9 protein-coding genes are annotated in these 12,699 nt (G+C 62.6%); 6 read left to right on the top strand and 3 right to left on the bottom strand.

Annotated features, from left to right (window positions below):
- Positions 1-143: 143 nt before the first annotated feature.
- Genes ACLBKR_RS13945 through ACLBKR_RS13960 form a run of 4 tightly spaced genes read left to right on the top strand, consistent with a single transcriptional unit; the run spans position 144 to position 3,664 of the window.
- A complete protein-coding gene (locus tag ACLBKR_RS13945) occupies positions 144-1,034 on the top strand; it encodes a metal ABC transporter substrate-binding protein (protein ID WP_113439241.1) in 891 nt (296 codons plus the stop codon).
- Positions 1,031-1,936: a manganese/iron ABC transporter ATP-binding protein gene (locus ACLBKR_RS13950; protein WP_162757256.1), complete on the top strand. Its 906-nt coding sequence runs from the start codon at positions 1,031-1,033 to the stop codon at positions 1,934-1,936. Before ACLBKR_RS13945 ends, ACLBKR_RS13950 begins: the two co-directional genes overlap by 4 nt.
- On the top strand, positions 1,929-2,810 hold the full coding sequence (locus ACLBKR_RS13955) for a metal ABC transporter permease (RefSeq protein WP_113424446.1): 882 nt from the start codon (positions 1,929-1,931) through the stop codon (positions 2,808-2,810). Before ACLBKR_RS13950 ends, ACLBKR_RS13955 begins: the two co-directional genes overlap by 8 nt.
- Positions 2,807-3,664, top strand: a complete 858-nt coding sequence (locus tag ACLBKR_RS13960) for a metal ABC transporter permease (protein WP_112829350.1) — start codon at positions 2,807-2,809, stop codon at positions 3,662-3,664. Before ACLBKR_RS13955 ends, ACLBKR_RS13960 begins: the two co-directional genes overlap by 4 nt.
- Here the strand turns inward: ACLBKR_RS13960 and ACLBKR_RS13965 are convergent.
- From ACLBKR_RS13965 to ACLBKR_RS13975, 3 genes are read right to left on the bottom strand one after another with little or no spacing between them, the layout of a single operon-like run.
- Positions 3,651-4,880, bottom strand: a complete 1,230-nt coding sequence (locus tag ACLBKR_RS13965; protein WP_113424445.1) for an aromatic ring-hydroxylating dioxygenase subunit alpha — start codon at positions 4,878-4,880, stop codon at positions 3,651-3,653. The genes ACLBKR_RS13960 and ACLBKR_RS13965 overlap by 14 nt on opposite strands.
- Before the next feature lie 55 nt (positions 4,881-4,935).
- Positions 4,936-7,401, bottom strand: coding sequence for an FAD-dependent oxidoreductase (locus ACLBKR_RS13970; RefSeq protein ID WP_113424444.1), 2,466 nt, complete (start codon positions 7,399-7,401; stop codon positions 4,936-4,938).
- Entirely contained in the window at positions 7,398-9,848 is a 2,451-nt protein-coding gene (locus ACLBKR_RS13975; protein WP_113424443.1) for a GcvT family protein, read from the bottom strand. Before ACLBKR_RS13975 ends, ACLBKR_RS13970 begins: the two co-directional genes overlap by 4 nt.
- 172 nt (positions 9,849-10,020) lie before the next feature.
- Here ACLBKR_RS13975 and arsA point away from each other — a divergent pair, with 172 nt between their 5' ends.
- Positions 10,021-11,784: an arsenical pump-driving ATPase gene (gene arsA / locus ACLBKR_RS13980; protein WP_113447690.1), complete on the top strand. Its 1,764-nt coding sequence runs from the start codon at positions 10,021-10,023 to the stop codon at positions 11,782-11,784.
- A 19-nt stretch (positions 11,785-11,803) separates the two neighbouring features.
- Positions 11,804-12,691: a LysR family transcriptional regulator gene (locus ACLBKR_RS13985; RefSeq protein ID WP_113447691.1), complete on the top strand. Its 888-nt coding sequence runs from the start codon at positions 11,804-11,806 to the stop codon at positions 12,689-12,691.
- Positions 12,692-12,699: the final 8 nt, after the last annotated feature.

The raw sequence follows: 12,699 nt of genomic DNA on the forward strand, positions 1-12,699 counted from the left end.
TCCTCGTCAATTGACACCTATCGTTCCCATTCCCGAGGCGCCTTCCGCTCTTAATTGCAAATAATTCGCAATAGCGTTGACAAGCCGGAATTCCGCGTTACCTTTAATTGCGAATTATTCGCAAAAACTTTTCGGAGTCCTGAATGTCGATACGCTTCCTCCCCGCGCTGGCGGCGCTCGCCCTGCTCCTTCTGCCTCAAGGGGCGGCCGCGGCCGACCGGCTCAAGGTCATCACGACCTTCACCGTCATTGCCGACATGGCGAAGAATGTTGCAGGCGACGCGGCGGATGTCGAAAGCATCACCAAGCCGGGCGCCGAGATCCACAACTACCAGCCGACGCCCCGCGATATCCTGAAGGCCCGCGACGCGAACCTCGTCCTGTGGAACGGGCTCAACCTCGAACGCTGGTTCGAGAAATTCCTTGCCAACCTTGGAGACGTTCCCTCCGCCGTCGTCAGCGATGGCATCCAGCCGATGAGCATTTCCGGCGGCGCCTATGACGGCAAGCCGAACCCCCACGCCTGGATGTCGCCGGAAAATGCGGTGATCTATGTCGAGAACATCCGCAAGGCTCTGAGTGCCGCCGACCCGGACAATGCCGCCACCTATGCCGCCAACGCCGCCGCCTATTCCGAGAAGATCAAGGCGGAGATCGGCCCGCTGAAGGCCGAGATCGACACGCTGCCGGCCGACAGGCGATGGCTGGTCACCAGCGAAGGTGCATTTTCCTATCTTGCCCGCGATCTCGGCCTGAAGGAACTCTACCTCTGGCCGATCAATGCCGACAGCCAGGGCTCCCCACAGCAGGTGCGCGCCGTCGTCGATGCGGTCAAGGAACACAATATCCACGTCGTCTTCAGCGAAAGCACGGTGTCCGACAAGCCCGCCCGTCAGGTCGCAGCCGAAACCGGCGCGGCTTACGGCGGCGTGCTCTATGTCGACTCGCTCAGCGAAGCCGATGGCCCCGTCCCCACCTATATCGATCTTCTTCGCGTGACCGTCGCCACCGTCGCAAAGGGTCTCACTCAATGATTATGGGAAGTTCCGGCAAGGCCGCCACTCGCGAAGGCATCCGTGCTGAAGACATCACCGTCACCTACCGGAACGGCCACACAGCCCTTCGCCATGCGAGCTTTGCCGTTCCGAAGGGCACGATCACGGCGCTCGTCGGTGTCAATGGCGCCGGCAAGTCCACCATCTTCAAGGCGATCATGGGCTTCGTGCCGCTGGCAGCCGGCAAGATTTCGGTGCTCGGAATGCCGGTGCGTGAAGCTCTCCGCCAGAACCTCGTCGCCTATGTTCCACAGGCCGAGGAAGTCGACTGGAACTTTCCCGTGCTGGTCGAGGACGTGGTGATGATGGGCCGCTACGGCCACATGAATTTCCTGCGCATTCCCGGCCGCCGCGATCATCAGATGGTGGACGAGGCGCTTGCCCGCGTCGGCATGAGCGATTTCCGCAAACGCCAGATCGGCGAACTCTCCGGCGGCCAGCGCAAGCGTGTCTTCCTCGCCCGCGCGCTCGCCCAGGAAGGACAGGTAATCCTGCTCGACGAACCCTTCACCGGCGTCGACGTCACCACCGAGGAACAGATCATCGCGCTGATGCGGGATCTGAGGGCCGAGGGCCGTGTCATGCTGGTTTCCACCCACAATCTCGGCAGCGTTCCGGAATTCTGCGACCGGACGATTTTCGTCAAGGGAACCGTCATCGCATCCGGCCGGACGGAGGAAACCTTCAACGAGGAGAACCTCAAGATCGCCTTCGGCGGCGCGCTCCGTCACTTCGTTCTGGGCGGTGCCGAATTGCACGACGATGCCGACAGCCGGCAGGTCAAGGTCATCACCGACGACGAGCGTCCCTTCGTCATCTATGGCTCCCCGGAAACGGAGAACCGGACGGAACGACCGGAAGCGGAGAGGATCGATGATTGACGTCCTTCTCGAGCCCTTCGGCTACGACTACATGCGAAACGCCATTTTCGTCAGCGCGCTTGTCGGCGGCGTCTGCGGCTTTCTCTCCTCCTACCTGATGCTGAAAGGCTGGTCGCTGATCGGCGATGCGCTCTCCCATGCCATCGTGCCGGGCGTCGCAGGCGCCTATATGCTGGGCCTGCCCTTCGCCTTCGGCGCCTTCATCTCGGGTGGCCTTGCGGCAGCCTCCATGCTCTTCCTCAACCAGCGCACCCGCCTCAAGGAAGACGCCATTATCGGCCTGATCTTCACCTCCTTCTTCGGGCTCGGCCTCTTCATGGTCTCGCTCTCCCCCGTTTCGGTGAACATCCAGACCATCGTGCTCGGCAACATCCTCGCGATCACGCCGGCCGATACGCTGCAGCTCGTCATCATCGGCGGCGTCAGCCTCGTCGTGCTGACGGCCAAGTGGAAGGACTTCATGGTCGCCTTCTTCGACGAGAACCACGCCCGCTCGATCGGCCTCAGGCCGGATCTGCTGAAGGTGATCTTCTTCACGCTGCTCGCCGGCTCCACCGTCGCCGCCCTCCAGACCGTCGGCGCTTTCCTCGTCATCGCCATGGTGGTGACGCCGGGTGCAACCGCCTACCTGCTCACCGACCGCTTCCAGCGCCTCATTCTCATGGCCTTCCTGATCGGTGCGGTCACCAGCTTCATCGGCGCTTATATCAGCTATTTCCTCGACGGAGCGACCGGCGGCGTCATCGTCGTGCTGCAGACTGCAATCTTCCTGACCGCCTTCGTCTTCGCGCCGAAGCACGGTCTCCTCGCCGCCCGCCGCCGCGCCCGCGCAGCGCTCGCCAGCCCCACAGCATCAGCGGAGGCAGCGCGGTGAACGACACGCTCGAACTTCTCATCCTGCCCTTCCAGCTTCCCTTCATGCAGTCGGCCTTCGTCATCACCCTGATGATCGCCGTGCCGATGGCGCTGCTCTCCTGCCTGCTGGTGCTGAAGGGGTGGTCGCTGATGGGGGATGCTGTCTCCCATGCCGTCCTGCCGGGCATCGTGATCGCCTATATCGCCGGCATCCCGCTTGCCATCGGCGCCTTTATCGCCGGCCTTACCTGCGCGCTGCTGACCGGCTACCTCAAGGAAAACAGCCGCATCAAGGAAGACACCGTCCTCGGCATCGTCTTCTCCGGCATGTTCGGCCTCGGCCTCGTGCTCTACGTGAAGATCGAGAGCGACGTGCATCTCGACCATATCCTGTTCGGCGACATGCTCGGCATCCTGCCCTCCGACCTTCTGGAAACCGGCCTGATCGCGCTTGCCGCAACAGTCTTTCTGGTAATCCTGCGCAAGGATCTTCTGGTGCAGGCCTTCGATCCGCAACACGCCCGCGCCATCGGCCTGCCGGTCCGGCTGCTGCACTACGGCCTGCTGGCGGTCTTGTCGCTGACGGTGGTCGGCGCTCTGAAAGCTGTCGGCATCATCCTTTCCGTCGCCATGCTGGTGGCTCCGGGCGCCATCGCCTTCCTGATTACCCGACGGTTTCAGGCGATGCTGGTAACGGCCGTGGCCGTCGCCGTCACCGCATCGGTCGCCGGCATCTATCTCAGCTTCCTGATCGACAGCGCCCCTGCCCCGACCATCGTCCTCCTGATGTCGGCCATGTTCGTCGCCGCCTTCCTGCGCACCGTCTGGAAATCGCGCAACAGCCAGCGATCAGCCGCCGTCACGGACGGCTGATCTCCTCGAGATACCAGTTGATGTAGCGCAGTTCGTTCTGCTCCATCGGCGCAATCGGCCCGGGCTCGTAGAAATGCGAGCGCACGCCGCGCGCGGTGTGTTCGATAATCGCCTTGTCCTCGTCGGTCGTCACGCGCCAGAGCCAGGTGAGCTTTTCGAAGTCGTAGTCGACGCCCGCCTCCGCCTTGCCATCGACCAGCCAGATCAGCTCCATTTCGCAGGTATCAACCGTCTTCGGGATGAAGCGGTAGATCATGCCGTGGTCGGCGTAGCAGACCAGGAAGCTCGTGCCGCCGAGATGGATCGAGGTGACGCCGCCGTCGAAATCGGTGAAACGTCCCATCAGGGTGCTGAGCGGCTGACCGTCCTTGCTGCCGGTTTTCACGCCGTCATAGAGGGCATAGCGGAAGGCATGGATCGTTTCCTTGCCGCCGGCCGAGGACTGCCAGTGATTGCCCGACCCGATCTCGATGCCGAGCGCGCAGGTCCGCGCCTCCATGGCGGCGTTCAGCTCCTCGATCAGATGCAGTGGCTGTTCCAGCGCATGCGTCTCCGAATATTCCGGATGGGCCGGGCCGCAATGGTAGCACTCGACATAGTTTTCGACAGCGAGCTTCCAGTTCGCGTCGATCGCATAGCTCTGCCGGTGCGCCACCTTTGCATTGGCCCAGCCATACTGGCCGCAGGTCGCGTGCAGCAATGCCTCGACCTCGCTGAAATCGAGTGGTTCCTTCGCAAAGGAAATGAACACCAGCCCCTCGACCACCCGCACATGCGCCTTCTTCAGCCCATGCGCCTGCCGGTCGAAGTCCTTCGGCATCAGCCGCGCGGCCTTGAGCGCACCGTCATTGCCGTAGGTCCAGGCGTGATAGGGACAGACGAATGCCTTGGCATTACCCTTCTCCCTGGTGCAGACCTCCGCCCCGCGATGGCGGCAGAGATTGAGCAGCGCATGCACGCCGCCATCCGCCCCGCGCGTCAGGATCACCGCTTCAGAGCCAAGCTTGAAAACCTCGAAATCGCCGGGATCGGGAATGACGCTCTCATGCGCCAGACAGTGCCAATGGCGGAAGAACACCCGTTCCATATCCCGCTCGAAGATCGCGGGATCGAGATAGAACGGACGCTCCAGCGCATAGCCCGGCCGGTATGCGGAAACGAGCCTGTCGATGGAGTCTGCCAGCACAGTGTCGTTTTTCAGATCGGACGCCAGCATTGCATTTGCCTCCTTGGTGGAACCCGGAATTTCGATAGGGGTTTGAAACCCACGCTCACATCTTCACTCGTTCCGCCTTGGGGTCGTACAGCGGCGCAAGCGAAGCCTCCGCCGCGAACCGTTCCCCGGCGATCTCGATCTCGTATTTCGACGCCAGAACGTCGGCTGCGCTCTCGCCCTCGCAGGGCACATAGCCGAGGCCGATTGCGCCTTGGAGAAAATGGCCGTAATTGCCCGACGTAATGGTTCCGACGATCCTGCCATCGCGCACCAGCGCTTCGTTGTGAAAGACCAGCGGTTCCGGATCGGTGAGGCGCAACTGCACGAGCCGACGCTTCAAACCCTCCTCCTGCTTTCTCAAGACGGCATCCCGGCCGATGAAATCGCCCTTGCCGGTCTTCACCGCAAAACCAAGCCCAGCCTCAAGCACATGATCCTCGTCGGTGATATCATGCCCGAAATGGCGGAACGCCTTTTCGATACGGCAGCTATCGAGCGCGTGCAGGCCGCACAGTTTCAGCCCTAGACCTTCGCCGGCATGTTCCAATGTCTCGAAGACATGCGCCGCCTGGTCCGACGAGACGTAAAGCTCCCAGCCCAGTTCGCCGACATAGGTGACGCGATGGGCGCGGGCGAGGCCGTAACCGATCTCGATCTCGCGGGCCGAACCGAATGGATGGGCCGCATTGGAGAAATCGCTCGGACTGACCTTGTTGAGCAGTTCGCGCGATTTCGGCCCCATGACGCAGAAAACGCTTTCCGCGGCACTCGCATCGATCACCACCACGAACTCGTCGGGCAGAAGGTTCTTGCGCAGCCAGGCAAGGTCGCGCTGGAGCGTTGCGCCGGGAACGACGAGGAAAAAGGCTGTCTCCGAAAGACGTGTCACCGTCAGGTCGCTTTCGATCCCGCCCCGGCGGTTGAGCATCTGCGTGTAGACGATCCGGCCCACCTCGACGTCCATCTGATTGGCGCAGAGCCGCTGCAGGAAAGCAAGCGCATCGCGGCCCTCCACCCGGATCTTGCCGAAAGACGTCATGTCGAACAGGCCGACACCTTCACGCACCGCCATGTGTTCGGCGCGCTGGTTGTCGAACCAGTTCTGCCGCTTCCAGCTGTAGCGGTATTCCTTTTCCTGACCGAGCCCGGCAAACCAGTTCGCCCTCTCCCAGCCGGCCACCTCGCCGAAGACGGCGCCGCGCCTCTTCAGATGCTCATGGATCGGCGAGCGGCGCACGCCGCGGGCTGTTGCCATCTGCCGGTAGGGAAAATGGTCGGCATAAAGCAGGCCGAGCGTCTCGGTGACACGCTCCTGCAGATAGACCCGGTTCTTCTGGAACGGTTGCGCGCGGCGGATATCGACCTCCCAGAGATCGAAGGGCGGCTCGCCGTCGTTCATCCACTGGGCCAGCGCCATGCCGGCCCCGCCGGAAGAGACGATGCCGATGGAGTTGTAGCCGGCTGCCACCCAGTATCCCTTCAGCTCCGGCGCTTCGCCGAGATAATAGCGGTCGTCGGGCGTGAAGCTTTCCGGTCCGCATAAGAAGGTATGGATGCCGGCCGTCTCCAGCATCGGCATGCGCCTCACCGCCATTTCGAGGATGGGCTGGAAGTGATCGAAATCGTCGGGAAGCTGGTCGAAACAGAAATCCTCGGGAATGCCATCCATGCCCCAGGGTTTGGCCTTCAGCTCGAAGGCGCCGAGCAGCATCTTGCCGGCATCCTCCTTGTAATAGGCCTGCTCGTCCGGCACGCGCAGCACCGGAAGCTGTTTGAGCCCCGGCACCGGCTCGGTGACGATGTAGAAATGCTCGGCCGCATGCAGCGGCACAGTCACACCGGATTGGGCCGCGAGATTGCGGCCCCACATGCCCGCGGCATTGACCACGTTTTCGGTCTCGATCACATGGCGCTCGCCCGCCTGCTCGCAGACGACACCCGTCACGCGGCCGTCCTTCGTCAGGACATCGAGAACCTTGACGCCTTCGATGACCGTCGCACCGTGCTGCCGGGCGCCCTTTGCCAGCGCCATGGCGATATTGGCCGGATCGCACTGGCCGTCGAGCGGCAGATGCACCGCCGCCTTCACATCCGAGACGTTGAGATAAGGATAAAGCTCCTTCACCCGCGCCGGATCGATTTCCTGCACATCGACATTGAACGCCCGCGCCAGCGATGCCTGCCGGTAGATCTCCTCGCGCCGTTCGTCCGTCAGCGCGACGGTGATCGAACCGTTCTGCTTCATGCCCGTGCCGATGCCCGTCTCCGCCTCGAGCCGCACGTAGAGATCGCGCGAATATTTCGCGAGCCGCGTCATGTTCTGGCTGCCGCGAAGCTGGCCGATCAGGCCGGCGGCATGCCAGGTGGTGCCGGATGTCAGCTGCTTGCGCTCCAGAAGCACCACATCGGTCCAGCCGAGCTTGGCAAGATGATAGGCGACCGAACAGCCGGACACGCCGCCGCCGATGATGACGGCCCGCGCCCTGGACGGGACAGGCTTCAGGGAAGTGGTGTTGCTCATGCCTTCAGCCTCTCGTTCGATGCATCCCAGACCGCCTGATCGGGCTGCACGACCGCGTTGAACCTGTCTCCGAAAATCTCCACCTCGACCTCGGTGCCGGGCTCACAGAGATCGGCGCGCAACATGCCGAGCGCGATGGACTTGCCGACCCGGTAACCCCAATTGCCCGAGGTCGTCTCGCCGACCACCTGTCCGCCATGCCAGAGCGTCGACATATAGGGCGCGTCGCAATCATCAGCCTCGACGACAAGTGTCACGAAACGCTTCGATACGCCCCGCTGCTTCTCGGCAAGAAGCGCCGCCCGGCCCTTGAAATCCGGCTTCGACCAGTCGATGAAACGGTCAAGCCCGCCCTGCAGCACAGTGTAATCGGTCGAAAGATCGCCCTTCCAGGCGCGATAACCTTTCTCCACGCGAAGGCAGTCCAGCGCCTCCATGCCGAAGGGTTTCAACCCGTGGCTCTTGCCCGCCATCCAGACCGCGTCGAAGACATCGGGCGTATCCTCGACCTTGGTGTGGATCTCCCATCCGAGTTCGCCGGCGAAGGAAACGCGCACGAGCTGGCACCAGCGCCCGGCAATCTGCGCTGGCTGATGCGTGAGCCATGGACGGGAAAGATCGGCATCCGTCACCTCGGCGAGGATCGCGCGGGAATGGGGCCCGGTCAGGATCTGGCAGGAAAAGGCCTCGGTCACATCCTCGATAACGAAAGCGGCATCGGCCGGCTTCAGCTTCAGAAGCCATTCGTAATCATGCCACTGGGCGGTCGCAGCCGTGATGAGGAAGAAGAAATCCTCCTCGATCGCCATCACCGACATCTCCGTGACGATCCGGCCCTTGTCGTCGGCGAAATAGGCAAGTCCGATCCGCCCCGGCTTCGGCACACGACCGGTGATGATGGAGGAAAGCCATTCGTGCGCGCCCTTGCCCTTCACCCGGTAGCGGGAAAAGCCCGGCAGATCGAGAATGCCAGCCGCATCGCGCACCGCGAGACACTCCTCCTCGATCCGCGGGCTCCACGGCCCCTTGCGATCCCAGGTCTGGGTCGCATCTTCGGAAGTGTCGTCACCGGGTTTCGCATACCACATCGCCCGCTCCCAGCCGTTATAGGGCTTGAACTGCGCACCGAGCGCCGCGATCCGGTCATGAATCGGGGAAAGCTTGCGATTGCGCCCCGCCGGCCAGTAGTGTTTCGGGAAATGCATCGCATATTCATGGCCATAGATTTCCATGCCCTTGGCGACGCAATAATCCGGATCGGACGCGAAAGAGGTGTAGCGGCGCGGATCGCAGGACCACATGTCCCATTCGGTCTCGCCCTCGCTGACCCATTCGGCCAGCACCTTGCCGGCCCCGCCCGCCTGGCAGATGCCGAAGGTAAAGACGCAAGCCTCGAAGGCATTCGGCACGCCCGGCATCGGCCCGATCAGCGGATTGCCATCCGGCGCGTAGGGAATGGGACCGTTAATCATCCTGGAAAGCCCCGCCGTGCCGAGGATCGGTACGCGCTCGACGGCATCGTTGAGATACCATTCCAGCCGCTCCAGATCGTCTGGGAAGAGCTGGAAGGAAAAGTCCTCCGGCATCGGGTCGTCCTTCGTCACCCAATGCGCCCGGCAGGCCTTTTCGTAAGGCCCGAGGTTCATGCCGTATTTTTCCTGCCGGAGATAATAGGAACTGTCGACGTCACGCAGCAGCGGCAGCTTGTGGCCTGCCTCCTTCGACCATGCCTCCAGTTCGGGAATGGTGTCGAACAGCATGTACTGATGGCTCATCACCATCATCGGCACCTCACGGCCGAACAGCTTGCCGACCTCGCGCGCATAGTAGCCGGCGGCGTTGACGACATATTCGCAGCGGATCTCGCCAAGCGGCGTCGTCAACACCCACTCGCCGTTTTCCCGGCGCGCCGCCGTGACGGGACAGAAGCGGATGATCTTCGCCCCCATGTCGCGCGCGCCCTTCGCCAGCGCCTGGGTCAACTGGGCCGGATCGATATCGCCGTCATAGGGATCGTAAAGCGCTCCCGTCAGGTCATGAGTTTCGAGGAACGGATATTTCGACCGCATCTCGTCCGGCGACATGATGTCGAGGTCCATGCCCTGATAGCGGCCCATGCCGACGACGCGCCTGAACTCCTGCAGGCGCTCCTTCGTGTGACCGATCCTGAGCGATCCCGTGACGTGATAGTTCATCGGATAATCGACCAGCCCGCCGAGCTTCGCGTAAAGCTCGGTCGAATAGCGCTGCATGTTCATGATCGACCATGAGGAGGAAAAGGTCGGCACATTGCCGGCCGCATGCCACGTGGAGCCTGCCGTCAGCTCGTTCTTTTCCAGAAGCACGCAATCCGTCCATCCGGCCTTCGCCAGATGATAGAGCGAGGAAGCCCCCACGACCCCGCCCCCGATGATGACGACACGTGCCGAACCGGGCAGTTGAGACATCCGTATTCCCCTCTTGTTTTGGCGTGAGCTTGCAGAAGGAAATGACATTCATCAAGCGAGCGTATTTCGCTTTATTGATCGAAGAATTCGATTAGATTGCTTGCCACAGATCAAGTCGCGACAGCGGTCGATGCCGTAGGCTGGATGCACTGCAGAAATCGAGGAAGAGTAGATGGAACGACTGACGCTGTTGAACAGACCCAATCGCCACCTTTTCTTCACGGGCAAGGGCGGCGTCGGCAAAACGTCCCTGAGCTGCGCCGTGGCTATCGCACTGGCTGATCGCGGTCTCAAGGTTCTGCTGGTGAGTACCGACCCAGCCTCTAACCTCGATGAAATGCTCGGCACGACGCTTACCGACGAACCACGGTCGGTGCCCGGCATTCCGGGACTGTCGGCCATGAACATCGATCCGGAAACGGCGGCGGAGGATTACCGCCGCCGCGTTCTCGAACAGATGGCTCCCTCTGCAAGCGCCAGCGACAAAGCCACCGTTCGGGAACAGCTGTCCGGTGCCTGCACCACCGAGATTGCCGCCTTCGACGAATTCGTGGGACTTCTGACCGGAGACGCGAGCGACTTCGATCACATCGTCTTCGATACGGCTCCGACCGGTCACACCCTGCGGCTCCTTAGTCTTCCCAAGGCCTGGACAGGCTTTCTCGAAGCCAATGAGCGTGGCGCATCCTGCCTCGGGCCGCATTCGGGCCTCAAGATGCAGGAGACACGTTTTCGCGCGGCGCTCGATTGTCTCGCGGACCCCGCACGCACCACCATCGTACTCGTCACGCGCCCGGACAGCGGCGCCATTCGGGAAGCGGCCCGCACCGCAGGAGAACTCGCCGAACTCGGCCTCTCCAATCAGATGCTCGCCGTCAATGGCCGGTTCACGCCGACGGAGCCGGAAGACAGGATCGCCATCGCCTTCGCAGCCGAACAGACATCGGCGCTTTCCGAAATACCGGCTTCGCTCGCCGGCCTGCCGCGCGACGAAATCCCGCTTTTGCCCTTCGACATGGTCGGCCTGCCAGCCCTGCGCGCCTTGCTCTCCCCACCCGCCGATCCGCGCATGGAAAACCTGCCACCGCTTGCCGCACCGGACCTGCCACGACTGTCGACACTGGTGGACGAGATCGCCGCAAGCGGCAAGGGGCTGGTCATGGTGATGGGCAAGGGTGGCGTCGGCAAGACCACGATTGCCGCGGCCCTTGCCGCCGGCATCGCGGCAAAAGGGCATTCCGTCCATCTGACGACCACCGATCCCGCCGCCCATCTTTCCTTCGTCGTCGGCGCCGAAACCATGCCCGGCCTGACGGTCGACCGGATAGACCCCGAGGTCGAGACGGAGCGGTACATTGCCAAGATCATGTCGACGCGCGGTCGCGATCTGGATGACGAAGGCAGGGCGCTCCTGCGCGAAGACCTCGCCTCGCCCTGTACGGAGGAGGTGGCGGTGTTTCATGCATTTTCCCGCATCGTCGGGGAAGCGCGGGGCAATTTCGTCGTCATCGATACCGCGCCGACGGGCCATACGCTTCTACTGCTGGATGCCACCGGCGCGTATCATCGCCAGATGACCCGCCATCTCGATCCCGATACCCCCGGACGGATGGTCACCCCGTTGATGCGCCTGCAGGACCCCGGCTACACCAAGGTTATCCTCGTCACACTACCGGAAACCACTCCGGTCTCCGAGGCCGGCGCATTGCAGGACGATTTGCGCCGCGCCGGTATCCAGCCATATGGCTGGGTTATCAACAAATCGATGGCAATTGCCGACACCCGCGATCCACTGTTGAGGTCGAGGATTACAGGCGAGGCCTCCCAGATCACCCGTGTCCGCGACCATTTCGCCAGCCGCGTCTATGGCGTCGACTTCCGCGCGCATCCGCCCAGGGGCCTCTCGGACCTTCGGCAAATGGCGCAAGAAACCTGAGTCCAAGCGGAGCGGCCACGTGCAGATCGAGCTGATCGAAACCTATCTCGACCTGATGGAGACACGCAGCTTCAACCGCACCGCCGAGCGCATGAACCTCAGGCAGTCGACGGTATCCCATCGCATCAAGGCGCTGGAGGCAGCACTCGGCCGTTCGCTCTTCACCCGCAACAAGGGCGGCACCGCGCCGACGCCGGCTGGCCTGCGTTTCCTCGATCACGCGCGCGCTTTGCAGCGTCAGTGGCACGAGGCGGCGCGGACGGTCGAAAGCGCCGGCGCCTACGAACACGCCATGCGCATCGGCGTCCAGCAGGATGTCGCCGAAGAACTCGCCGGTCCATGGCTGAGGGCGATCCGCGCCGAGCTGCCCGGAACCTCGATCTATATCGAGGCAGATTATTCGAACCAGATGAACCGGGATCTTGCCAGCGGCGATCTCGATCTTGCGATCCTCTACACGCCCCACTTCCTGCCCGACCTGCATTATGAGCGGATCGGCGAAATGACCTATGTGCTGGTCAGCACCCTGTCATCGAAGGTGGGCGACCTCACCCGGGACAACTACATCGGTGCGAATTATTCCCCGGCCTTTGACAGGGCGCACCGGCTGGCCCTGCCGCAACTTGCGGCCACGGCTTTGTCTTCCGGCCAGAACGTCACGATAACGGGCATGCTGAAAAGCCTCGGCGGCGGCGCTTTCGTGACGAAAACCACGGCTGACGGGTTACATCGCGCCGGCATCGCTTTTATCGTCGAGGAGGTCGCGCCAATCCCGCAGACGGTCTATGCCGCGACCGGTGTCAGGACACGCCATGCACACCAGCATCGCCGCGTCATCGCGGCGATGGAATCCCTATTGGGAGCAGGCGTCCCGGAGCCGCAGGAACCCGGACCGCCGACAGGTTGAAATCGGCC

Origin of the sequence: Paenirhizobium cremeum, assembly GCF_047553425.1 — a bacterium.
GTDB classification, from domain to species: domain Bacteria; phylum Pseudomonadota; class Alphaproteobacteria; order Rhizobiales; family Rhizobiaceae; genus Allorhizobium; species Allorhizobium cremeum.

Bases quoted from the DNA above. Each gene is read 5' to 3' on its own strand.
- ACLBKR_RS13945 (WP_113439241.1), top strand. From the start codon at position 144: ATGTCGATACGCTTCCTCCCCGCGCTGGCGGCGCTCGCCCTGCTCCTT.
- ACLBKR_RS13950 (WP_162757256.1), top strand. From the start codon at position 1,031: ATGATTATGGGAAGTTCCGGCAAGGCCGCCACTCGCGAAGGCATCCGT.
- ACLBKR_RS13955 (WP_113424446.1), top strand. From the start codon at position 1,929: ATGATTGACGTCCTTCTCGAGCCCTTCGGCTACGACTACATGCGAAAC.
- ACLBKR_RS13965 (WP_113424445.1), bottom strand. From the start codon at position 4,880: ATGCTGGCGTCCGATCTGAAAAACGACACTGTGCTGGCAGACTCCATC.
- ACLBKR_RS13970 (WP_113424444.1), bottom strand. From the start codon at position 7,401: ATGAGCAACACCACTTCCCTGAAGCCTGTCCCGTCCAGGGCGCGGGCC.
- ACLBKR_RS13975 (WP_113424443.1), bottom strand. From the start codon at position 9,848: ATGTCTCAACTGCCCGGTTCGGCACGTGTCGTCATCATCGGGGGCGGG.
- arsA (WP_113447690.1), top strand. From the start codon at position 10,021: ATGGAACGACTGACGCTGTTGAACAGACCCAATCGCCACCTTTTCTTC.